Raw genomic sequence first — 23,063 nt, forward strand, 5'->3', positions numbered from 1 at the left:
CGGTTAGGCCGCGGGTGTGTTGGGTGGAGTCTCCAGCGTTGATTCCCCGGTGGCGCGGGGAAAATCGGGCGACGGAACCTCGGCCTGGCCCGGCAGCGGCTGCTCGAGCACCCTTCCATTGGTCCACCGGCTCAGCACGCCCTCTGGAATCTCCTCAGCGACGAGGGCAAAACACTCGTGGTCGCGCCAGTCTCCGTCGATATGGATATAACGATCGCGTCGCCCCTCGTGGCGAAAACCAAGTTTTTGCACAACGCGCAGCGATGGCCCGTTCTCTGGGCGGATGCAGATCTCCATGCGGTGGAGCCCGCGCGCAACAAAGAAGTAATCGGTCACAAGCGCAACCGCTGTCGGGGTGATGCCGTGGCCGGCGCTCGCCTGAGTCACCCAGTATCCAAGCGAGGCCGAAGAAAGCGAGCCTCCGCTCAGCCCCGAAACGCTCAGCTGCCCGACTAACTGACCCTTGTACTCGATCAGGTACGGCATCCCCTGCCCGGCCCTGGCGTATGACAGAAGGTTGCGGATGACCTGCCTCATGTTGTACTGACCTACGAGCGGCCCAGCAACGCCGGGGAGGCTGGCCTCCCACTGCTGCAACCAGTCGCGATTCTCAAGTAACACTCGTTCGAGCTGGCGCGCATCGCGCACACGAAGCTGACGCACCACGATATCGCGGTACGTCAGCGGTGGAGCAAGTTCGGCCATGTGATCAGCCTAGCGATGGGCGATTAGCGCTCGTCAATTGTTGAGACGAAGGATTTGAGCCAGTCGACCAGCTCTGGCCCAATATCTGGGCGTTCGGTTGCCAACCGGATGGTCGCCTTGATCCAGTCGGCGCGGTCGCCGGTGTCGTAACGTCGGCCCCTGAAGATAACCCCGTACACGCCGCCGGCGATCGTGTCGTCGGCTGCGAGCGTTTGCAGCGCATCCGTGAGCTGGATCTCACCGCCCTTTCCGGGTGGGGTGTGTTCAAGCACGTCAAAGATTTCGGGACGCAATACGTATCGTCCGATAATCGCGAGGTTCGAGGGCGCTTCATCAGCCGATGGCTTCTCGACCAGCCCGGTGACCTTGACGATGTCGGGGTCATCGGTCAGCTCCACCGCTGCGGCACCGTAGAGGTGGATCTGCGAAGGATCAACCTCCATAAGCGCGATGATGGTGGCCTGCCGGTTTTTCAGCTCTGCGATCATCGTCGTGAGCAGTTCGTCCCGCTCGTCGATGAGGTCGTCTCCAAGAAGCACAGCAAAGGGTTCGTTTCCAACGTGCATGCGCGACCGAGAGACCGCATGGCCGAGTCCTTTCGGTTCTCCCTGACGCACAAAGTGCACGTCGGCAAGGTCAGACGAAGCAGTCACCCGATCCAATTTGCCCTGGTCGCCTTTGTCTTCAAGTGTCTTTTCAAGTTCGGGCACACTGTCGAAGTGGTTTGCCAGGTTATTTTTGTTCCGGCCCACGATGATCAAGACATCGTGGAGACCCGCCTGCGCGGCTTCTTCAACAACATATTGAATGGCCGGCTTATCAACAACGGGCAGCATCTCTTTTGGCATCGCTTTGGTAGCCGGCAAAAAGCGAGTCCCAAGACCGGCCGCGGGAATGACAGCTTTTTTCACGTCAAAAGTCATGCCTACAGCCTAGTCACCGGGACGAATTCAGCTTCACCCCTTGCAATTGTGGTTAAGATTAGGCCATGAGCCAGGACATAGACAGACAAAAGAAAGCCCTGCGAGCGGAAATTCGGGAGCGACGCAGAAACGCCCCAAGCACCGCAACGGATGAGCTCACAGCAGACCTCACCAACCAGCTCATCAACTACATCACAGAGCACGAGGTCACATCCCTCTCGTGTTATCTCCCCACCAACTTCGAGCCAAACACCCGCCCGTTTCTCAATTGGGCGCACGAGCACGGTATCCGAGTGCTGCTTCCCATCTCGCGCCAGGACGGCCTCCTCGACTGGGTTGTTGGCGACGGTTCGACCGAAACAGAAGGGCTCTTTGGCGTCCCAGAAGCAGTCGGCGAAGTACTCGGCCCAATCGCGGTGAACGACGTTGACCTCATGCTCATTCCGGCCTGCGCCGTCGACGAGGGTGGTATGCGCGTAGGGTGGGGGCGAGGCTACTTCGATAAGACCATCGGTTCGATGCAGCAACAACCACCCATCTTTGCGATTATCTTTGATGGAGAGCTCCTCGAAACGGTGCCTCGCGATCTTCACGACCAGCCCGTTACCGGCGTGATCACCCCAACCCGTATCGTTACGTTTCCCTAAGGACCCTGCCACGTGCCCACTTACGCCTACCGTTGCACCGAATGCGATCACGCGTTTGATATTCACCAATCGTTCTCGGATGCGTCGCTCACCGAGTGTCCAGAGTGCGGCGGCAAGCTCCGCAAAGTATTCAACTCCATCGGGGTAACCTTCAACGGTTCAGGATTTTACCGAAACGATGCCCGTGCAGACGCCAAACCGAAGGATTCCGGCTCCTCAGCGAGCGGAACCTCTGCGTCGAAGGATTCCTCGGGCTCGTCCTCAAGCGGCTCATCATCCTCGAGCTCAAGCAAACCAGCCTCACCTTCCCCGTCAACAACAGCCACGTCGTAAGCCCCTGTCACAAACGAGACATACGATCTGACTCGTGGCGCCGCCCCGAACCAACCCCCTAAACTGGGGTCACTATTTATCCGGGGAGGATCCATGTTTAAGGGTTTCAAAGAATTCTTGATGCGTGGCAATGTCATTGACCTTGCTGTCGCGGTTGTAATTGGTGCTGCATTTAACACGGTGGTACAGAAGGTCGTTGATTCGCTCTTCACGCCACTCATCGGCGCAATCTTCAAGGCCGACAGCCTCGATACTGCCCTCGTTGTAGGTCTTCCTGGTGGCGGCGCGCTGTCCTTCGGAGCGGTGATTGGGGCGGCGCTCAACTTTGTCATCATTGCGGCCGTCGTCTACTTCGTATTTGTGCTGCCGATGAACACCCTGCGCGAACGAAGCGCCAAGAAGGGCGAGCCAGAGGCAACGCTGGCAGAGACAGAACAAGAACTTCTTGTCGAAATCCGCGACCTTCTGAAGGCGCAGGCCCAGTCTGGTGGCGCCCCGCGCTAAGACGCTCTCGAGCTCATTGTGAGTCTCGATCAAACGACTGAGGCCGAATCGTCACGATTCCACGTGTGACGATTCGGCCTCAGTCATGTTCTCAGGAGATTGGATACGAGCCGCAATCTCAGGGCGCTAGCCCCAGTGCGGCGGCTTGTTACGCTTGAGGTCGGCATCGTTTCCGACTGCGCCCTCACCCCAAGCCTGTTCCTGATCCTCTGCGGCCTTCACAATCTCGTCAGCGTTCTGCGGCGTAGGATCGACCCCCTCAGGGGCAGGACGCGTCACGCGCCGTGAAACACGCGTGCGCGGCCGAGCGCCCTGATTCGAGACGGGTCGTTCGACCCCATCGTCAGAGTCTTGTTGCTCAAGCATGATTAGGCACGGCGAGCGTGTGGCTCGTCGCCGAAGTGCGCGTCACCGTGCTGCAGCCCGGTCGCGTGTCCAACGGTCGCCGAAGCAGCACGAGCATCAACAGAATCCGTATACCCGATAACCTGCGCGACGCGGAGGGCAACGGAGTCCGGATCGCTGAACAAGTCGAAGCTGTGCACGCGGAGATAGTGCCAGCCGAGGCGACGGAGCACAGCAGGACGCAACCGAAGCGCTTCCCTGATGCTCACGTTCGCAAGGCCAAAATCAGTTTCTACCGCGATTGCTTTGCCGTTATACGACGCGACCAGAGGAATCCGGTTCCGGTAGTCAATCGCAACGTTGAGCCCAAGATCACGGAGGCGGTCTGCGAGGTCCTGCAACATTGGGTCGACCTCGCCGGGGATCTCGTCGACGCGTTCGGCCGGCTCGTCAGCTGCCAGCACCTCTGCGAGGGCTGCCACGCCGTGCCTGAGCCGGTTCGCATCAAGATCGGCGGGTTTGAAGCAGGAGACAATCGTCATCGCGCGGCGGGCGCGGGTCATGGCGACGGCAAGCATCCGCTCACCACCAGGGCGCCCGAGGGCACCGAAGTTGGAGAGGACCCGGCCGTGCGGAGTGCGGCCATATCCAACCGAAAAGATCACCCGGTCCCGGCTCTGCGCGGTTGCCTGCTCAAGCGTCATGACGGCGAAGGGTTCCGCCCGGTCGCCGAGGAGGAACTCCCCAAGTTCAGGGCGCTTTGCGAAGGCGACGAGCACCGCCTGGTTTACCCGGACCGCGTGCCGAGCGCTTGCCGTAATCACCATGAGCGATTCGCGGGGGCGGTTGGAAGCGTGGTCAATAACCAGCGAAACAACCCGATCAACCTCGGCATCGGTGCTTTCCACGGCTCCGGTCTCACGGTCAGGAAGGCCATGGCCACCCGTCACAAAATCGTAGTTCAGGCTGTGGTGTCCGAGGAAGCTACCCGCCCAGGGCAACGACTCAATCTGTCCGCCATAGAACCTGGAGTTCACGAGGTCAGTCAGGTCTTCGCCACCCGCACGGTAACTGCGGGTGAGCTTATACGTTGGCAGCAGGTCGGTGAGCACCGAAAGCGCAGAACGGGCATGAACCGAGTCAACGTCGCCTTCTGCTGAGGCTTCCTCACCGCTCGGGGCGGTGATGGCGATCTCAAACGACGATGGAGTCTGCGTGACGGGGTCGCCAAACGCAACAACCTGGCGAGCTCGACGGATTGCGCCGACGGTCTCCTCCAACGTGTTGGCACCGGCGTCAACAATCAGCACAGCATCAAACGAGAGGCCATCAGGAAGCGCGGAGACCTCGTACGGGCTCGCGAGCCAGACCGGTGCAAGCAAGTCCATGAGGTGCGGAGCCGAGTTCGTGAGCCGCGCAGGGTTTGCCCGGTCGGCGCGAAGCAGCGCACGAAGCGCGTGCGCCTCTTGCGGGTAGTCAACAAGCGCGATCTTCCAGGCCGCGGCGCGCTGCGCCGAAAGGACCTGGCCGTTTGCGGATGCGTGGGCATCGTCAACAAGCTTGAAGTCGGCTTCGAGCCGGTCAAGCACTTTTGTGTTCGCGCTCAGCAGGGCCTTATTTGTCTGGAGCATCCGTTCGAGGGCCGACTGCCACCATGCCTGCTCAAGCTCCATTGCGACCTGGTCCGAGGGCACGTGGCGCTCGGAGAGGTCTTCGAGCAGCGGGCCCATGTGGGCGTTGTTGAGCCGTTCAAGCAGCGCAGTGCGCTCCTGGATGTTCTGGAGCACCTCAGACTCAGCGGCAAGCGCGGCGAGGGCACGGCGGACGTCGGTGATTGACTGCTCTTTGAGCACCCGGTCGGTTCCGGTATTTTCAAGCACGGCGTCAAGGGCGGCGCAGTCCTCGTAAACGGTCTGGTAGCTCACGAGCACATCAGCAATACCAACCGGCACCTCTGGGCGCGTTCCAGCGACCGAGGTGTAACGCTGCCACAGCAACCGTTGCTGCTGAATCTGGCGGAGGCGCTCAAGCATGTCGGTCACGTTGACGCCCGGACGGACATACTCGCGGGCAAGCTTACGAAGGCGTCGACGGTTTGCCGGCGACATCTCGTCGCCCCCGCGCGTGGCGTGGGCCGAGATGATCTCGGTGAGCGAACGGTCGTACACCTCGGGGGTGAAGCGGTCGAGGGTCTCACGGATGCCCATGAGCAGCCGCAAATAAATGCCAAGCTCAGAGAGGGTTTGGTACGGCCGCATCGAGGTTTGTTCGATGAGCGTATCTGCGAGGTCCATGAGGCGTGGGAACTCGGTGGAGTGCAAGCCCTTTGCCGTGTTGTGGGCGCGGACAGCGTCTTCTGTTGCGGTGAACGTCACGCCGTACCAGGGCGAGTCGTCGGGACCGTACTGGAACTGTCCAAGCGAGGCAGCCGTTGTCAGGTCGTCGGCGATGCCAGCCCGGTCCATGGCAAGCGATTCGAGGGCGACCGTATCAAGCCGCGCCGTCGTCGCTGGCGGGATCTCACTCACGGCGAGGCGAGTGAGCTCGCGAACCGCCTCGATCGGCGTCACACCAAGCGAAGGGTCCTTCGCCTCAAGCGCACCCTGGTAATCAAGGATGACCTTGCGAAGGCGAACGAGGGCGTCGTTCACATCACCCATCTGTGGCGACTGCGCGGTTTCGTTCCGCTTAATCGACTCGACGAGGTTGCGACGAAGGAGTCTCGGCGTCACGGCAAGTCCACCAAGGCCAACTCGGTTGAAGCGATGCGTGATTCCATCAAGCGTCGCGCGACGCGACGACACAATGAGCACGCGGCGGTTTTTTGCGATGAGCGCACTCGCCGCATTAACAACCGTTTGCGTTCCGCCGGTTCCGGGAAGGGTCTGTACCACGATGGAGTGTCCGGCCTCGATCTGGCCGATCACGTCATCCTGCTCGGTGTCTGTATCAAGCAGGAGCCGATCGATTTCTGGTCCGCGGCTGTTTGGGGGCAGCACAGCCGTCGGCTCAAATGACTCAGCGATCTGTCGCTTTGCGTATTCGCTGCCAGCCGCGGCGTTGAGCACCGGGTGGTCAAGGGCACGAGCGTCAGCCACCATATCGTTGGCGACCTCATGGAACGAGGAGACCACAAGTCGAGGCTGCACCGCATAGTTCGGCAGATGAGCCGTCATCGCACGCAGTCGGTCAATCACCGGCTGCGGCTTGAAGACGCCAGATTCGAGCGAAAGCGCAACAAAGCCGTCAACGTCGAGCTGCATACCAAATTGCTCCCCCATGGCCCGCACGAGGGCTGGGTTGAAGAAGGGGCGTGACTTCAGCTTGAGTTCAAAGTCTCGACCGTAGCGACGGATCGCGAGCGGGCGCATGAGTACGGGCGCAGTGAACTGCTCCCCCTCAAACTGCCACTTTGCGAGGCCGATACCGAGGTGGATGGTCTCCAACCCGCGGACGCTGCGCATCTCGATTGCCTTATCCGTGATCTCACCGGCGGCCAGCCGCGCATTGCGAAGCGCGAGGTCGTCTCGGATCAGGCTCGAAAGCAGAATCTTCTGACCGGTAATAAACTGCGGCAACCCGCCAGGGTGCGTCGTTGACAGCTCAAGCCGTGTGCGAGGGATGTCTTCGAAATACAGCAGCGGCGAACGCCCACCAACGGCACCGAGGTGGTCCCGCCAGCGCTGGTGCTCATCCGCAAAATGGTCGACGGCGGTCAAGTGACTCTCCGCAGGAACTGAAACGACAGACTCGTCGTTCGAAAAGTGGTCGGGGTCTGGCGCTGTGGCACCGGAAGGAGGGTCAATTCGCCTCGATTCCGATTCTGGATGTTGTGGCACACCTGACGTGGCCGCAACGCTTGGCCCGGCATCGCGTGCCGGCGTTTCTGGCTTATTGGCGTTAGGTTTACGCCTTCTCTCCACAGTCCACACACCGTCACCATACGCGGCCCCGCGCCAAAACCGGCGCATTGCCCGGGAGTTTCTTAGAGAACATGCAAATTCTAGGTTTCAACCCATCGAACGCGATACAGTGTGACCATGTTTTCTACTGCCGTATCAGCCTCGTTTGATTCCTCCTTTGCGTTTGTTGCTGCCGCTTCCAACGGCCTAGCCTCAACCGGCCAAGACATCGCCCTCATGGTGATCATCGGTGCCGTCGTGCTCATTGCGGGCGCAGCGCTCATCATCGCCGGCCGCATCCGCCGTCGCAAGGAAAACGAAGAGGCGCTCTTCACAGAGGCAGTTGTTGCCAGCGAAGGTGCCGGCACCGATGCCGCGGTTGACGCCGCCAGCGCAGCCGCAACCGAGTCATCCGCTGAGGCCGCAGCCAAGCTCGACGCGAGCGAAGACCTCACCGCCCCGGCCGTTGCTGAGAGCGGTGGCGACGGGGACCTCACCGATGTTGAGGACATCTTCGAGCACGGAGATCTCCCTCCTGCTGAGCGCGCGGATGCGCCAACGATCGACTTTGGCGCACCGGCATCCACCTCGTCGCCCGAGGCTGGCCCCGCCGATGACGCGGCACCAAGCTCGGACGCTGCCGACAACACACCAGAGGACGAGGGCAAATAGCCCTTCCTGAGTTGCCTGTTGCACGCGCCGTTCCTGCCGGGACGGCGCGTGCAGTTCGTTAACCCGGGAATCGTGTAGCGACCTCGTGCCGCGAGTGATGCGTGACCTGCCCAACGCGATTGCGGGTCACTGCTATCTCGCTGAAAGCTCCTTCGCCAGCTGGGATCCAGCCTCCGCGAGCCAGCGTTCTGGATGCGCCATGGCGTTGGGCACGCCTCCGGCAAGTTCGCTAAGCGAGCGGATGGCGTGAAAGCCGTCCGGCCCCTCCCCCGCGGCCACGCCAGTTCCGATTGATCCGGCGATAAGCCCGGTGCTTGCGCCGCTCTGCGCGGCAAGCGACCGAACATAGCTTGGCACTTTGCCCGCTGCGGACTGCTCATCAAAGCGTCCCTCGCCGGTCAACACGATGTCGGCACCGGCAAACGTTCGTTCCAGTCCGAGTTCACCGCCAATTGCTTGTGCGCCGGGGGCAAGGGTTGCACCCCACAGTGCGAGCCCGTAGCCTGCGCCGCCCGCGGCACCAGCGCCAGCGTTGGCAGGCTCACCGCCGAGCACGCTCGCGGCGTTGGCAACCGCCGTGTCAAGCCGGGTCCGCTCCTCGCTCGACGCCCCTTTTTGCTTGCCAAACATGTGAGCCGCCCCCGTCGCTCCGAGCAGCGGGCTGGTGACGTCGGTGATAACGGTGACTCCCCCGCTTGGCAGGGCACGAAGCGTTGTGAGATCGGCGCGTGCAAGCGCAGAGAGACCCCGGTTTCCGAGCGGTATCGGTTGCCCAGCTGAGTCCTCAAGGATGGCCCCTAGCGCGCGGAGCAGTCCGGTGCCAGCATCCGTTGAACTACTGCCGCCGATCGCAAGCACAAGCCGGTCAATGCCCGCATCAAGAGCCGCAACAATGGCTTCGCCGAACCCAAGCGTATGCGCATCAAACGGGAGAAGTTCATCGAGCAGCGTGATTCCTGAGGTGTTGGCAAGCTCAACTACCCCGACGACACCAGGCCCATCCCTGTACCGCAGCCAGGAGGTATGCACGGGGCTACCGTCTGGACCGGTAACGGTGATTGGAATGCGCTCGGCGTCGGGATGGGCCGCGGCAATTGCGTCAACCGTTCCTTCTCCGCCGTCGGCCATTGGCACACGGATGAGGGTATCCGCTGGGCACACGCTTGCCCAGCCTCGAGCAATGGCCTCGGCGGCAGCCCCGGCATTGATGGTTCCTTTGAAGGAGTCTGGGGCAATCACAACACGGCGAGCGCGGAGTGTTGGCGTCATGGTTGAGCTCCTTTGCTCAGGCTCAGACCGGCATCGGTGACTGCCTCAGTCGGGCGCTTGGTTTGCGGTGATTTGGTTTGCGGTGGCTTAGTTTGCGGTGGCTTAGTTTGCGGTGGCTTAGTTTGCGGTGGCTTAGTTTGCGGTGGCTTAGTTTGCGGTGGCTTTGAGCCAGCGGAGCGGAATGTCGATGGTCACTTCGGTTCCAGAGCCAACAATTGTGTGCCAATCGATGGTGCCACCGAGCTCGCCCTGGATGAGGGTTCGCACGATCTGCGTCCCGAGGCCAGCGCCCACTTGTCCCTCTGGCAGACCTGAGCCGCTATCGATCACAGAGACTTCAAGCCGTTCCGTTCCGCGCTTTGCCTTAATCGTGACGCTACCTTCTTGACCGGCAAGACCGTGTTCAACCGCGTTCGTTACCAACTCGGTAAGCGCAAGGGCAAGCGGGGTGGCGTACTCGCTTGGAAGCACCCCAAATTCGCCTTCTTTCTTGGGATGCGCCGTGGTGTTATGCGTGCTCGCAACCTCGGCGACGAGCATGAGCACTCGGTCAAAGACTTCGTCAAAGTTCACGTTCTGCGAGAGCCCGGTTGCGAGCGTGTCGTGCACAACCGCGATAGCGGCAACTCGTCGCATCGCCTGGCCAAGGGCCTCCTGCGCTTCTTCGGATCGCGCCCGCCGGGCCTGAATCCGCAGCAGGGATGCGACAGTCTGCAGGTTGTTCTTCACCCGGTGATGGATCTCGCGGATCGTGGCGTCTTTGGTGATGAGTTCTTGTTCTTGGTGCCGAAGCTCTGACACATCGCGAGTGAGCACAAGCGCGCCGGTGCGTTTGCCACCTGCCTTTGTTGGGATAGCTCGGATCGAGAGGGTCACCCCGCTCGCTTCGAGGTCGGTGCGCCATGGCGCCCGGCCAGTTACAACTACGGGAAGCGACTCATCAACCGAATGAGCCCCAGCGATGAGATCGGTGGTGATCTCCGCAAGGGATTCGCCTTCGAGTTCGTCGTTAAACCCCATGCGGTTAAAAGCGGAAAGCGAGTTGGGGCTCGCGAATGTGACGATGCCGTCAACATCGAGCCGAAGCAACCCGTCAGATGCACGCGGCGCACCACGGCGCGGGCCTGTTGGGGTGCCCCAATCAGGAAAATCTCCGTTGGCGATCATGACAAACAGGTCGTTGGCGCTTTCGGTGAATGCTGCCTCGAGCCGCGAGGACATCCGCGCATCACTCAGGTTGGCGTGCGCGGTAATGACCGCGATCGGACCAACACTGTCCTCTTGGTTGGCGGATGCCCGTCGCATGACGGGAATCGCGCGCACCTTCATCGGCATCTCTTCGAACCACGCAGGCGAGCTCGACTCTACGATCTTTCCGGTATCGGTTGCTTCTTGTACTTGCTCGCTCCACTCGGAGCGAACCATTGAGCCAACGACGTCTCGGTAAAACAGCGTCGGCGCGCTCGAGGGGCGCGCGTGCGCAACGGCCACAAAGCTGTTGTCGGTTGTTGGCACCCAGAGGACAACGTCGGCAAACGCAAGATCAGCGAGTAGTTGCCAGTCTCCGACGAGAAAGTGCAGCCACTCGATATCTTCTTCGCTGCTCTTGCAGTGCTGGTGGACGAGGTCGCTCAGTGTAGACACAAGCAATAGCCTACTGCCAGCCCCGCTGGGAAGAGGTTGAAGGACAGCACATTTCGCTCGGTTGTGGTGCCGCACCGCCGGGCTCGCAGCCTGAGTCATCGTTGCCACGCGGCACGATCCAAGATGAAGCGCTCAAGCGCGGCCCGCCGACGAGCGAGTCTCGCCAGCGGCCACCGTTTGCTTGTCACTGCCGCTTCGTGAGCGCTTCCCTGAGCGACCCACGGAGGCACAAGATCATCGCCAATCGCTCGGCTGCTGCCAGCACAGCCAGCGGACGCCCATACCGCCGATGTACGACTACGCCGAGGCAGGACGAGGTCAAAGCGGTGGACCTCAGACCAATGGGCGAGGAGGACCGCGTTCGCAAGCTCAAGCTCACACCCAACAACAACGACTGACGGTCGGATTCCGTCGGCAAGCTTTGCTGCGAGGTCGTTCAAACTATGACAGCAGGTAACGGCGGCGCAACCGCGGCTGCGCAACGCACGTCTCATCCGGGTGCAGGCGGCACGGTTGATCATCACGATTGTGGTCATCCTGTCTCCTCCTCAGTGATTGTGCGCGACCTTGCGTTCGTTCGGTTCCCGTTTGAGCGAGGTTTGGTCCCGGATATGTGCTGACTCACCCATCGTGGCGCAGGCAAAAGAACGGTGCTGGAGTTATCCACCGATTTTTAACTGGCTGCGTCTGAAGCGCCGAATACCCAAACGGGAGTAAGGCACAGCGTTTCCGCTCTGGCTGTCGCGAGAACGTCAGCAATAGCGTTCAACCAATGCTTGGACACAGGGGGCTGCCGGCACCAAACCGTATGTTGCGCCAACCCCACACCAAGGAGAACATTGCACACACCAGCAGCACGCCAGCCTGATCCATCAGGGCAACAGAGCAACAAAACCTCGCGCCCTCGTCAGCTCACGGCTCTCGTTTCGGCAACGCAGGTCTCACCAGCGGATGATTTTGGTCCTCAACCAACCTCTCGCTCAGCGCTCCCAGACCCAGTACCACTGCTCCGCAACCTGGCCATGAGCACGGTGGAGGTCCTGCAGTGCACCCGCGACCTCGACGGGATGGCGCGCTGGGTGACCGAGGGCGTCTACCAGGCCATCAAATACCGGCAGTCCCTCGCGCTCAACCGATACAGCATCACGGGATCACCTCCACAGCGAATTCCTCACGCCTGCGGCAGCGTTCACTACTCTGAGCCAAGCGACGGCGTTATCGAGGCTGTTGTGCTGGTCCATTCGAAGGACCGCACGCGTGCCGTCGCGATTCGACTCGAGGGCCTCGACAATCGCTGGCGAGCGACAGCACTTGCGGTGCTCTAGAAACGCCGCTGGCAGGCACCCAAATGGATGCCTGCCAGCGAAGAGATCGCACCTGCGCTACTTGCGCTTTGCCGCCTCTGCGCGAAGTCGAGAGATCTCGTACAGCGTGACGCTCGCCGCGATCCCTGCGTTGAGCGACTCGGTGGCCGCACTGATCGGGATCGACACAACGGCGTCGCAGGTCTCAGTGACCAAGCGAGAAAGGCCCTTGCCCTCGCTGCCAATGACCACGACGACGGGGCTCGTTGCGAGGTCAAGACCGGGAAGCGACACATCGCCTTCTCCGTCAAGACCGATCACAAAGATACCGCGCTCTTTCAGCGCTTTGAGCGTCTGGGTAAGGTTCGCTGCCATCGCAACGGGAATACGTGCTGCCGCCCCAGCGGAGGTCTTCCAGGCCGAGGCCGTGACTCCAACCGAACGACGCTGCGGAACGATAACGCCCTGGCCACCAAAGGCAGCCGTTGAGCGGATAATCGCGCCGAGGTTGCGCGGGTCGGTTACCCCGTCGATAGCAACAAATAGCGGTGCCTTCTTCGAGGCGAGCGCTTTATCGGCCATCTCAAGGGGGTGCGCGTACTGGTACGGCGGAACCTTGAGTACAACACCCTGATGCACCGTATCAATCGAACACATGCGATCGAGTTCTGGGCGCATGACCTCAAGAATTGGCACGCCATTCTTAATGGCAAGGTTGGTGATCTCGCGAACGCGATCATCCATCTCAAGGCGTGTGGCCAGGTACAGGGCGGTCGCGGGGATGCGAGTACGCAGTGCCTCTACGACAGCGTTGCGCCCGGTGACCAGCTCCATGTCATCGTCTTTTTTGCGGTTGCCACCGCGCGACCCTGCCGAACCCGTGTTTGAACGGTTCTGCGGCGGACGCTGTTCGGTACGCTTGCCGCCTGCGGCAACAAAACGCTCTTTTGCGAGCTTTGCCTTACCGGCTGGGTGGTACGGACGATCCTCGGCCTTTGGCGTTGGCTTGCGACCTTCGAGAGCCTGGCGGCCCTGTCCTCCGGAGCCAACAGGGGCTCCCCTACTCTTTTTGCGGACTGCTCCCGCGCGTGGTTTATTAGCCATTGAGACTCCAGTGTGAACCGTTCAGTTTATTGTCGATTGACGTGTCTTCGAGGGAAATACCGGCCAGCTTCAGGGTATCCCGAATGCGGTCGCTTGTCGCGTAATCGCGATTCTCTCGGGCTTGCTGACGCTCAGCAAGCAAGTGGTCAACCAGCGTCCCAAGTGCAGCCATTGCGCCGTTGTCTGACGCGCCCGACCGGTCATCAGCGAGAGGGTTGATACCAAGAACGTTAACAATAGCCCATACTTGGTCGCGAAACCCGGATGCGCGTTCAGTTTCACCGGCGTCGAGCGCGGCATTTCCGGCCCTGACCGACTCGTGGAGAACGGCGAGGGCCTGTGGAATCGCAAAGTCGTCGCGCATGGCTGCCGCAAATGAGTCGGGGACTCGTGCGCCGGCAGCGCCGGTTTCTGTTCCTTGTTCACGCTCGGCGCGACGGAGGAAACTCTCAATGCGGTCGAGGGCGGCTTCAGCCTCGGCGAGCGCATCGTCGTGAAACTCAAGAGTAGAACGGTAATGAGCCGAGCCGAGGAAGTAGCGAACAACTATAGGCCTCGCTGCGTCAAGCAGGTCGCTGGCAAAAATTGAGTTACCCAGCGACTTCGACATCTTCTGTCCACTCACGTTGACGAGCCCGTTGTGAATCCAGTGGGCCGCAAACTCATCGCCAGCAGCGCGCGACTGGGCCAGTTCGTTTTCGTGGTGAGGAAAGCGCAGATCGAGGCCCCCACCGTGGATATCGAAGGCAGAGCCGAGGTAACGGGTCGACATGGCAGAGCACTCGATGTGCCAGCCTGGCCGCCCTGCACCCCACGGCGATGACCACGATGCTGAGGTTGGCTCACCATCTTTATGGGCTTTCCAGAGCGCAAAATCGTGAGAGCTTCGCTTGCCGCGCGGGTCAGAATCGGCTGCTGGCTCCATCTTGTCGAGACCCTGCCGCGTCAGTTCGCCGTAGCTTGGCCACGATGCAGAGTCAAAATAAACGTTCGCCGACCCGTCATCAGCCTGATACGCGTGACCACGTTCGATCAGCCGTGAAATAATGTCGATCATCGGTTCGATATTTGCGGTCGCTCTGGGCTCGTACGTAGGCGGGAGGATACCAAGCGCGTCGTAGGCAGCGTTGAAGTCGCGCTCAACCCGGTACGCGAGGGCCCACCACTGCTCGGTGCCGCCCTTGAGCTGGGCGATCGATGCGTTATCAAGGATCTTGTCATCGATATCGGTGACATTGCGGACAAGGGTGACGTCGAGGCCCTCGTAGTCGAACCATCGACGCATTTGGTCGTAGACGAGCGCACTGCGAAGGTGCCCGACGTGTGGGGCTGACTGGACGGTTGGTCCACACACGTAGAGCCCAACTTTTCCGGCTTCTCGCGGAACAAAATCGACGAGTTGCTGAGCTTTTGAGTCATAGAGCCGCTGGAGCGGGGCCGACTGGGCGCCATCCTGTTGGGCATTCGTTTGCTGAGTCACAGTCTCAGCCTACTTTGTGACGGTGCCGTGTTACATCGCATGGAACGGCGGTGCGTTAGACCTGTTCGATAAGGGCCGTCGCTATCGCGCACACGCCCTCTCCCCTACCGGTGAAGCCAAGGCCATCCGTCGTCGTCGCCGACAGGCTGACCGGAGCCTTCACCCAGCCACTGAGCACGACCTGGGCTTCGTCTCTACGCGGGCCAACTTTTGGGCGCAGCCCGATGACCTGCACGGAAACATTCACGACGCGGAACCCGGCATTGCGGAGCATCCGAACGGCCTCAACCACAAAGACTTCACCGTGGGCGTTGGCATATGCGGCGTCGGCCGTGCCAAACACCTGACCGATATCGCCGAGTCCTGCGGCGCCAAGCAACGCGTCAACCATCGCGTGAGCTACCACATCGCCGTCGCTGTGGCCTGACAAGCCAACCTGATCCGGCCAATAGAGGCCGGCGAGCCACAGTTCTTCGCCCTCGGCAAACGCGTGAACGTCTGTTCCGGTGCCAACTCGCATAGCGGATTCCTTTCGGGCAGGGGGAACAAGCCAGGCAGCCACCCGCTCGAGGTCTGGTGCAGTCGTGATCTTCAACGAACGTTGGTCTCCGGCGACCGTATGAACCGATCGTCCAGCAGCGCGCACCACAGAGGCGTCATCGGTGAACGGATGCTCGGTTGAGGCAGCGGCAAGATCGGTCACGGTTGTCGCTTGCCGGTACGCCTCATCAAGCACGCTGCGGCGAAAACCCTGGGGGGTCTGAACGGATGCAAGGTCTGAGCGGTCAACGACATCAACAACCCGACCTTGCTCGTCAACCCGGTTCAACGTGTCGGCCACTGGCAGCACCGGAATAACGCCGGCGGCTCCCGCTTCGACCCCGGCAACGACGCGTCGAATAACACCGACAGGGGTACTCGGTCGTGCCGCATCGTGGACAAGCACGATCGTGTGCTCATCGGCAACGGCGTCGAGTCCGCGCTGAACCGATTCGAACCGGTTGAGGCCACCAGCAACAGCTCCGACGGATGCGGTGGAACCCTCGCGACGGAGCGTCGCTTCTGCGTCACGCACGAGCGCTGCAACGTCGCATTCTGGGGCAACAATGATGATCTGTGAGGCAACACCGGATTTGGCTAGGCCCTCGATGCACCAGTCGAGCACCGTGCGCCCGGCAACGGGGACAAGCGCTTTTGGCAGGCCAGCGTCGAGCCTGGTGCCGCTGCCGGCCGCCACCACAATGACAGCCACCGATTCGGAGGTGCGGCCAACGTATGTACTGCCCTGATCGGACGTCACCGCTAGGAGGCCAAGACCTCGTCGAGCACCTGCGAGGCCGATTCTTCGTCGGTTTTCTCGGCAAGGGCAAGTTCAGAGATCAGGATCTGGCGAGCTTTGGCGAGCATTCGCTTCTCACCAGCGGATAGACCCTTGTCTTGGTCTCTGCGCCAGAGATCGCGGACAACCTCAGAGACCTTGATCACGTCGCCAGACGCGAGCTTTTCGAGGTTGGCCTTGTACCGACGAGACCAGTTCGTTGGTTCTTCAGTAAACGGGCTGCGCAGGACGTCGAATACCTCTTCAAGGCCATCTTTATCAATGACGTCGCGTACGCCTACGAGTTCGACGTTCTCAGCGGGCACCTCAATAGAAAGATCGCCCTGGTTCACCTCAAGCTTGAGGAAGAGTTTTTCGACCCCCATGATGGTGCGATGCTTGACCTCAACAATTTTTGCCGCACCGTGGTGCGGGTATACAACTGTCTCGCCAACTTCAAACTGCATGCGACATTCTCCCTCGTGTATTCAACTCTCTAGTTTATCACAGGGGCATTCCCGCCACTTAGGGTGGCCTAACCTGTAACTGGCCGCTGTCGTGGCTAAACTAGCTTGGACTGCAGTTTGTGCTGCGACGATAATTCGGCAGCACTGAATGCAACACTGATTTAGATTTTGTCAACATTCAACCCGGAGGGTCCACGTGAAGGCTCGCATAGTTTCATCTGTTGTCTTGGCCGCCGCCGTCATGGTGGGCGCCACTGGCTGCAACTTGATTAGCCCACAGGCAACCACCTACCACTACGACCCCAGCGACGGCGTCGGTGGTAACACGGGTGAACTTGCGATCCGCAACGTTATGCTCATCGAGACCGAGGTTGAGGGCACGTACAGCGTTGTCTTCAGCGTGGTCAACAACTCCGCAGACACCGTTGACCTCAACGTTCACGTGCAGGATGGCAACAGCCAGGCTGAAGACTCCGTCACGGTGGCTCCTGGCATCAACAAGTTTGGCGACGAAGACCAAGACGTTCTGATCTTCGAGGACGTCGACACCAAGCCAGGCGCGATCATCCCAGTATTCTTCCAGTACGGCGAGAAAACTGGCGTTGAGCTTGAGGTACCTGTTCTCGACGGAACGCTTCCTGAGTACAAGCACCTCGTTCTTTCGGAGCGCGAGATTGCACAGGCCACCGAGGTCGCGACGCCAAGCGCGGCACCAACCTCGACCAGCACCGCGACGCCAGACGCCGATGCAGTCACCCCCGAGCTTGAGACAGCAGATCAGTAAGCGCTGACCGCACCTGTTACGCCGAACGGCCCCTCTGCATCGCAGAGGGGCCGTTCGTGTATCCCGTAGGACGAAACCCGTTCGGACTATCGCCCAGCGGTGAGGCTCGGCACAACAACGGACTTCAGCGCTGTTGGATCTGAGCCTGCTGCAAGAAGGGCCTCTTCAACCTGGTCAAGACCAAACTCCCCCGTGACCAACGAGTCGAGGTCAACTGCGCCAGACGATGCCAGCTCAATGGCGAGCGGCCAGGTGTTTGCGTACCGATAAATGCCTGTCACCTCAATCTCGCGCATTTGGATCAACGCGATTGGCAGCTCGATCGTGTCAGGACCCATGCCGACATACACGATTCGACCTCCGGGACGGACCGCATGCACACCGGCCTTCATCGCCGCGGGGGCACCCGAGGCGTCGATAAAGACGTCAACATTCAGATCGAGATCACCGACGTCCTCCGCGAGCGGGTCGATCACCCGTGTTGCCCCAAATCGGAGGGCATGCTCACGCCGCTGCGGAACGGTATCTGAGACGATGATTTCCGTTGCCCCAAACGCCTTGGCAACCTGGGTAACAAGGATACCGATCGGCCCCGCCCCCGTGATGAACACCGTGGACCCGAGCGTCAGTTTTGCCGTCTGCCCGGCAAACACGGCAACGCTCAATGGCTCGATCAGTGCGGAGGCCTTGTCGCTCAGCGAATCAGGTACGTCATAGGCAAAATCAGACGTGATCACCGCGTACTCCGCAAACGCTCCGTCTATCGGCGGGGCTGCATAGAACTCAACGTTGGGGCACAGGTTATAGCGCCCTTCCTTGCAGTAGTTGCAGACGCGGCAGGGTGTTTGCGGTTCGATCGACACGCGCTGCCCAATACGGTCCGCCGATACAGCTGACCCAACGGCCACGATCCGTCCTGCCGATTCGTGACCGAGGATAAGCGGCCCGTCAACGACCAGGTCACCAATGTGTCCATCGGTATAGAAGTGCGTGTCTGACCCACACACCCCAACAACGCTGATCTGAACGAGCACCTGGTCGGCATCGAGTTGCGGAACAGGGACGTCACGGACAGAGAGGCTTCCTGGCTCGCTCAAGACGCTCGCCCTCATGGAAGTTGGTATTCCGCTCGTGGTCTTCTGGTCGGTCATCATGACCCTTTCTGTATCTGTCGTTGGATAAATCGGAGGTGTTAGTTCTCGTCGAGGACAAAGGCCGAAACATACTTATCGGCGTTCTCCTTGGTGATGAGCATGCAGTCAATGCTCTGCTTCTCTTCGCTCACGCCTGTCTCTCCCGTTTCGATATAGCTCACGGCTTGGGCGACTGTTGCCTCGACCACCCCAAGAACAGGCTGGAGGACGGTTGCAACCAGCGTGCCGTTCTTCACGGCCTCAACCGCATCAACGGAGCCGTCAAAGGCAAGAACTTTAACTCGGTCGATCATCCCAGCCTGGGTGAGCGCTTCGATTGCGCCGAGGGCCATCTCGTCGTTGCCAGAGATCACGCCCGTAATGTCAGGGTTTGCGGCGATGAGCCCCTCCATCTTTTCCTTGGCGAGGCCGCGCAGCCAGTTGGCGGTTTCTTCTCCGACTTTCTCAAGCCCAGGGTATCCGTCAATAATCGAGGCGTAACCGTCAGACCGCACCTTGGCGTTATTGTCGGTCGGCGGTCCGACGAGTTCAACGTATTTACCCTCGCCACCCATTGCCTCGACCCAGGCTTCTGCGCCAAGAAGCGATCCTTGCGCGTTATTCGAGACGATCTGCGACTTCGCAATCCCCTGCTCGGCGATTTCGGCATTCAGCACAAAGACGGGAATGTCTGCGTCCGTTGCCTTTTGGACCGCGGCGATACTGACCTCCGCACCAGCAGGGTCAAGAATAATAGCCTTGACCTTATTGCTAATGGCCGAGTCAATGAGTTGGTTTTCTTTATCGGGGTCGAGCTTATGCGCGTTGATCGTCGCGGTGTAGCCGGCCTTTTCGATTTCGGCTTCTGCCGCATCAACGAGCACGCGCTCATAGGGGCTCGCGAGGTCAACCGCGATGACTGCAATTGTTCCTTTCCCCTCTGCCGTTGCCGGCTCCTCAGTATTCGAGCAACCGGTCATGCCGATTGCGACGGCTCCGAGCACGGCTAATGTTGCAACTTTGCGAATCATTATGAACCTTTCTTGGCGCAGGACGGCTATCCCCCTTCTCCTGATGATTGGAGGTTGCAGCCCTGCTGGTGATGATGAGTTTGGGCGACGCTTAACGGCGCCCTGTTGTCTCCGCGACTGGTTCTGAGGCATCCGCGGGAAGTGTTGGCACCGGAGGGGAAGCCGGTTGGGCAATTGATTTCATGGAGCTGCGCTTCTGCATCGATTGCTGAAACTGATCAAGTGCGACGGCGATAATAATGACCGCTCCCTTAATAATTTGCTGCCAGAACTGGGAGACCCCAACGAGCACAAGTCCGTCAACGAGGAACCCGATGACAAACGCCCCGATGAGCGTTCCTCTGATCGTGCCTCGTCCGCCGGACAGTGCAGCGCCTCCGATAACAGCAGCCGCGATCGCGTTGAGCTCAAAGAACTCGCCGGCGGCCGGGGTTGCCGACGACAGGTCCGCGGTGAGTAGGAGGCCAACGGCGGCTGCGCAGAGTCCCGACAGCACGTAGACGCGGGTCTGTACTTTCTTGACCGGTACTCCTGAGAGCTCGGCGGCCTTCTCGTTGCCGCCCGTCGCGTACAGCCATCGGCCGAAGGCCGTTTTGTTCAGCACAAGGGAGAATATAACGGCAAAGACGATCATCGCCCACACGGGCATTGGCAGGCCGAGCGGACTCGATTTCAGAAATTCAAGAAAGCCCGTGTTGCCAAGTTCTGGCGTGCCCCGCAACTTGGAGAAAGGCGTCCCATCGGTAATGAGCAGGGCCGCGCCTCTCGCGATGTAGAGCATTCCGAGCGTTGCGATAAACGGTGCGACCCTAAACCGAGCGATCAGCACACCATTGATATAGCCAACCAAAAGCCCGACTGCCAGTGAAATAACAATCACGACCCAAACCGCGGGGTACACAAACATGTTGAAGCTTGGGATCTCAAGGCCTTCGAGCAGCGAGCCCGCAACAACGCCAGAAAGCCCAACCGTCGAACCAACGGAAAGATCAATGCCACCGTTGAGCACAACCAGCAGCATCCCGATCGCAAGAATCGCGTTCATCGCGACGTGCCTTGTCATCACAAGAAGGTTGTCGATTCCAAGAAAGTTCGGCGACAACAACGAAAAGATGATCACGATGAGCACAAGTGCGATCAGTGCGCGTCCCTCAATGAGGACCACATTCATGTTGATTCGTCCACGTTTGGAGGTGCTGGCCGTCGCATCCGCTCGGGGCGTCATAACGTTTGTACTCACTGTGTTACTCCGTTCGGGTGGATGCCAACCTCTGATTCGCCTGAGGCGGCCATGACTTCTTCTCGTGTGCTGGTTGCCGGATCAAATTCCCGCACGATACGCCCCTTCGACATCACCAAGATGCGGTGGGATGCTGTCAGCGCCTCGCCAATCTCGCTCGTGACGTAAAGCACGGCGAGACCTCGTTCTGCTTCCTGGAACAGGAGGCTAAAGATCTCCCCCTTCGCACCAACATCGATTCCGCGTGTTGGTTCGTCGAGCAGGAGTACTTTCGGTCTGGTCAGCAACATTTTTCCGATGACCACTTTTTGCTGGTTGCCGCCGCTCAAGGACGTGATTGGCGCGTCCTGGGACGCTGTCTTCACCCGCACATCCGCGATCTGTTCACGGATTCGTTCGCGCTCTATTCGGCGCGACACAAACATGCCGGTGACCATGCTCGTGAGGCTTGCGAGCGACATATTCTGCCCGACGCTCATGAGCTGCACGAGGCCGTCGCGTTGCCGGTCTTCTGGAACAAGCCCTATCCCCATGGCGATTCGCTCGCGTATGGAGTACCGACGCAGGTCGGTCGACCCGAGGGACGCCGAACCGGCGGCAACAGGTTCGCGACCGGCGAGCGCTTCAACGAGTTCTGTCCGTCCGGCCCCCATGAGTCCGTAGAGGCAGACGATTTCTCCTTCGCGAACTGACAGTGACACATTATTCACTGCGAGCCTCGCGGCACCCGTTGGATCAGCTACGCTCAGGCCGTTGACGCTGAGCGCGACCTCGCCAAATTGCCGTGGTGAGTCGGTGAAATCGTATTCTGCTGACGAGCCCGTCATCTTTGCGACGACCCAGGCGAGATCGATATCTGCGGCATCAGCAGTCGCAACCAACTCGCCATCCCGGAAGACGACTGCGTGGTCTGAAATTTCAATTGCCTCTTCGAGATGGTGCGAGATATAGACGATCGCGACGTCTTGTTCGAGCAGCTCCCGCATCACACGAAACAGCACCTCAACTTCTGAGGCACTGAGCGCCGAGGTCGGCTCGTCCATAATCAGAATTCGGGCTTTTGCGGCAAGTGCTCTCGCGATTTCGATGATTTGCTGCTGCCCAAGTCGCAAATCAGACACAGGCGTTGCCGGGTCGATATCTTCTTCGAGCTGGGCCATGAGCTGTTTCGCGATGCGATACTGCTCGCCATAACGGACACCGCCAAGCGGATTGATGAGCTCGCGCCCGATGAAGATATTGTCCCCGACGCTCATATTGGAGCAGAGATTCAGTTCTTGGTGGATGATCGAGATGCCCTCGTCAACAGCCTGTGTTGGTGATTCAAGTTCTATGCGGCGTCCGTCAAGCTCAAGGTATCCACCAGTTGGGCGCTCGACACCAGCAAGAATCTTCATGAGCGTGGATTTTCCGGCACCATTTTCGCCAAACAGCACCGTGACTTTTCCTCGGCGGACCTCAAAATTGACACCTTTGAGTGCCTGAGTCGCTCCGTAGTGTTTGCTCACGTTCACCGCGCGGAGGACAACCTCAGGGTCAGCCACCTGGCGCTGTTCTCCAATCACGACGCCACCTCGATGGATACGGGGGTGAGCATAAATGTTGCGGCGGGGCCAGAGTTCGTCACAAAGACGCCAGTGCTGCTGAGCCGCTGACCGATTGTGACCGGGCCAAGCTTGTCGACAACACGGGCAACAGTAAGCGTTCGGTACTCATTGGCGACCTGCTGGTAGTCCGTCTGGCCTGGAAAGTCTGAAAACTTGACCGTCCCAGTGACATCGCGAAGCGCTGTGCCGTTGATTGCCTGGCCAATTGCAATCCGTACGTCACTACCATCAGGCATCCCGTCAACGAGGAGTGTGATGAACCGGTCATCAATTGCGGTCACGGTGCCCGTAGCGTCAACGGAGATCGCATATTTGTCCGTCCCCGCCACGGTTCCCAATCGTTCACCGGCGGTCTCGGGGGCCGCAGCAAGCTCGGCTGCCAGCTCGGTCAATGGCATTGCGTTCTCGGTCACGGCGTCTACGATTCCGTCGTAGTGCTCTGCGGCGAAGTCTGCTGCCACAAACGTGGTGGGAATAACCGCGACTGCTTCATCAGCCGAGAGAAATCTCGTGTTTGCCACCATGAGTGAGAGCAGTATGACGATGGCGCCTACGGCGGCCGATCGCTTGATAACCGTGTTGCGGGTGGAACGGGTTCGAGTGTCAATCAATCTGGATCTGCTCCCTTGCAGTTCAGCCGTTCACCGGTTC

22 protein-coding genes and 1 pseudogene are annotated in these 23,063 nt (G+C 60.1%); 6 read left to right on the forward strand and 17 right to left on the reverse strand.

Annotated elements, in window-relative coordinates; translation table 11 throughout:
- Positions 1–3: 3 nt before the first annotated feature.
- Both FHX76_RS14390 and galU read right to left on the reverse strand, forming a co-directional pair.
- Complete coding sequence (locus FHX76_RS14390) at positions 4–705, reverse strand: GNAT family N-acetyltransferase (protein ID WP_167151896.1); 702 nt, start codon at positions 703–705, stop codon at positions 4–6.
- A 23-nt stretch (positions 706–728) separates the two neighbouring features.
- Positions 729–1,628: a UTP--glucose-1-phosphate uridylyltransferase GalU gene (gene galU, locus FHX76_RS14395; RefSeq protein ID WP_167151897.1), complete on the reverse strand. Its 900-nt coding sequence runs from the start codon at positions 1,626–1,628 to the stop codon at positions 729–731.
- 65 nt (positions 1,629–1,693) lie between these two features.
- Between galU and FHX76_RS14400 the strand changes: the two genes are divergently transcribed.
- Both FHX76_RS14400 and FHX76_RS16795 read left to right on the forward strand, forming a co-directional pair.
- A complete protein-coding gene (locus FHX76_RS14400; protein WP_167151899.1) occupies positions 1,694–2,275 on the forward strand; it encodes a 5-formyltetrahydrofolate cyclo-ligase in 582 nt (193 codons plus the stop codon).
- Between the two features lie 12 nt (positions 2,276–2,287).
- Positions 2,288–2,428 (forward strand): annotated as a pseudogene (locus FHX76_RS16795) (FmdB family zinc ribbon protein); the annotation flags it as partial.
- Positions 2,429–2,442: 14 nt separating this feature from the next.
- Here the strand turns inward: FHX76_RS16795 and FHX76_RS16800 are convergent.
- Positions 2,443–2,601 (reverse strand): hypothetical protein, encoded by a 159-nt coding sequence (locus tag FHX76_RS16800; protein ID WP_341777982.1) that lies wholly within the window; start codon positions 2,599–2,601, stop codon positions 2,443–2,445.
- 100 nt (positions 2,602–2,701) lie between these two features.
- Between FHX76_RS16800 and mscL the strand changes: the two genes are divergently transcribed.
- On the forward strand, positions 2,702–3,112 hold the full coding sequence (mscL, locus tag FHX76_RS14410; protein WP_167151903.1) for a large conductance mechanosensitive channel protein MscL: 411 nt from the start codon (positions 2,702–2,704) through the stop codon (positions 3,110–3,112).
- Between the two features lie 126 nt (positions 3,113–3,238).
- Here the strand turns inward: mscL and FHX76_RS14415 are convergent, their stop codons facing one another.
- Positions 3,239–3,478 carry a hypothetical protein gene (locus FHX76_RS14415; protein WP_167151763.1) on the reverse strand — a complete coding sequence of 80 codons (240 nt, stop codon included), beginning with the start codon at positions 3,476–3,478 and terminating at the stop codon, positions 3,239–3,241.
- 2 nt (positions 3,479–3,480) lie between these two features.
- Complete coding sequence (locus tag FHX76_RS14420) at positions 3,481–7,176, reverse strand: AAA family ATPase (protein ID WP_208402746.1); 3,696 nt, start codon at positions 7,174–7,176, stop codon at positions 3,481–3,483.
- Between the two features lie 321 nt (positions 7,177–7,497).
- Between FHX76_RS14420 and FHX76_RS14425 the strand changes: the two genes are divergently transcribed.
- Positions 7,498–8,031 (forward strand): LPXTG cell wall anchor domain-containing protein, encoded by a 534-nt coding sequence (locus FHX76_RS14425; RefSeq protein ID WP_167151905.1) that lies wholly within the window; start codon positions 7,498–7,500, stop codon positions 8,029–8,031.
- 132 nt (positions 8,032–8,163) lie between these two features.
- On the opposite strand, the gene FHX76_RS14430 is transcribed toward FHX76_RS14425, so the two are convergent.
- The 3 genes from FHX76_RS14430 to FHX76_RS14440 form a co-directional block, all read right to left on the reverse strand.
- On the reverse strand, positions 8,164–9,300 hold the full coding sequence (locus FHX76_RS14430) for a glycerate kinase (protein ID WP_167151907.1): 1,137 nt from the start codon (positions 9,298–9,300) through the stop codon (positions 8,164–8,166).
- A gap of 147 nt (positions 9,301–9,447) precedes the next feature.
- Positions 9,448–10,944, reverse strand: coding sequence for a histidine kinase N-terminal domain-containing protein (locus tag FHX76_RS14435; protein WP_167151909.1), 1,497 nt, complete (start codon positions 10,942–10,944; stop codon positions 9,448–9,450).
- Between the two features lie 95 nt (positions 10,945–11,039).
- Positions 11,040–11,384 carry a hypothetical protein gene (locus tag FHX76_RS14440; protein ID WP_208402747.1) on the reverse strand — a complete coding sequence of 115 codons (345 nt, stop codon included), beginning with the start codon at positions 11,382–11,384 and terminating at the stop codon, positions 11,040–11,042.
- 399 nt (positions 11,385–11,783) lie between these two features.
- Between FHX76_RS14440 and FHX76_RS14445 the strand changes: the two genes are divergently transcribed.
- Positions 11,784–12,269 carry an Rv3235 family protein gene (locus FHX76_RS14445; RefSeq protein ID WP_208402748.1) on the forward strand — a complete coding sequence of 162 codons (486 nt, stop codon included), beginning with the start codon at positions 11,784–11,786 and terminating at the stop codon, positions 12,267–12,269.
- Positions 12,270–12,326: 57 nt separating this feature from the next.
- Here FHX76_RS14445 and rlmB read toward each other — a convergent pair whose 3' ends face one another.
- The 4 genes from rlmB to FHX76_RS14465 are packed head-to-tail and all read right to left on the reverse strand — an operon-like array spanning position 12,327 to position 16,617.
- A complete protein-coding gene (gene rlmB, locus FHX76_RS14450) occupies positions 12,327–13,352 on the reverse strand; it encodes a 23S rRNA (guanosine(2251)-2'-O)-methyltransferase RlmB (protein WP_167151912.1) in 1,026 nt (341 codons plus the stop codon).
- Positions 13,345–14,832 carry a cysteine--tRNA ligase gene (gene cysS / locus FHX76_RS14455; protein ID WP_167151914.1) on the reverse strand — a complete coding sequence of 496 codons (1,488 nt, stop codon included), beginning with the start codon at positions 14,830–14,832 and terminating at the stop codon, positions 13,345–13,347. Before cysS ends, rlmB begins: the two co-directional genes overlap by 8 nt.
- A 55-nt stretch (positions 14,833–14,887) precedes the next feature.
- The gene (gene ispD, locus FHX76_RS14460; RefSeq protein WP_341777964.1) at positions 14,888–16,132 is read right to left on the reverse strand and encodes a 2-C-methyl-D-erythritol 4-phosphate cytidylyltransferase; all 1,245 of its coding nucleotides are present in this window, start codon (positions 16,130–16,132) and stop codon (positions 14,888–14,890) included.
- Positions 16,133–16,134: 2 nt separating this feature from the next.
- Complete coding sequence (locus tag FHX76_RS14465) at positions 16,135–16,617, reverse strand: CarD family transcriptional regulator (protein WP_167151916.1); 483 nt, start codon at positions 16,615–16,617, stop codon at positions 16,135–16,137.
- Between the two features lie 196 nt (positions 16,618–16,813).
- Between FHX76_RS14465 and FHX76_RS14470 the strand changes: the two genes are divergently transcribed.
- Positions 16,814–17,401: a hypothetical protein gene (locus FHX76_RS14470; protein WP_167151918.1), complete on the forward strand. Its 588-nt coding sequence runs from the start codon at positions 16,814–16,816 to the stop codon at positions 17,399–17,401.
- 86 nt (positions 17,402–17,487) lie between these two features.
- On the opposite strand, the gene FHX76_RS14475 is transcribed toward FHX76_RS14470, so the two are convergent.
- The 5 genes from FHX76_RS14475 to FHX76_RS14495 form a co-directional block, all read right to left on the reverse strand.
- The gene (locus FHX76_RS14475; protein WP_167151920.1) at positions 17,488–18,555 is read right to left on the reverse strand and encodes an NAD(P)-dependent alcohol dehydrogenase; all 1,068 of its coding nucleotides are present in this window, start codon (positions 18,553–18,555) and stop codon (positions 17,488–17,490) included.
- 38 nt (positions 18,556–18,593) lie between these two features.
- Positions 18,594–19,565, reverse strand: a complete 972-nt coding sequence (locus FHX76_RS14480; RefSeq protein ID WP_167151922.1) for a D-ribose ABC transporter substrate-binding protein — start codon at positions 19,563–19,565, stop codon at positions 18,594–18,596.
- Between the two features lie 91 nt (positions 19,566–19,656).
- Positions 19,657–20,805, reverse strand: a complete 1,149-nt coding sequence (locus tag FHX76_RS14485; protein WP_341777965.1) for an ABC transporter permease — start codon at positions 20,803–20,805, stop codon at positions 19,657–19,659.
- Positions 20,802–22,370: an ATP-binding cassette domain-containing protein gene (locus FHX76_RS16805; protein WP_167151923.1), complete on the reverse strand. Its 1,569-nt coding sequence runs from the start codon at positions 22,368–22,370 to the stop codon at positions 20,802–20,804. The genes FHX76_RS14485 and FHX76_RS16805 overlap by 4 nt, the downstream gene beginning before the upstream one ends.
- Positions 22,367–23,023 (reverse strand): DUF2291 family protein, encoded by a 657-nt coding sequence (locus FHX76_RS14495; RefSeq protein WP_167151925.1) that lies wholly within the window; start codon positions 23,021–23,023, stop codon positions 22,367–22,369. The genes FHX76_RS16805 and FHX76_RS14495 overlap by 4 nt, the downstream gene beginning before the upstream one ends.
- Positions 23,024–23,063: the final 40 nt, after the last annotated feature.

Source organism: Lysinibacter cavernae (genome assembly GCF_011758565.1).
GTDB lineage: Bacteria > Actinomycetota > Actinomycetes > Actinomycetales > Microbacteriaceae > Lysinibacter > Lysinibacter cavernae.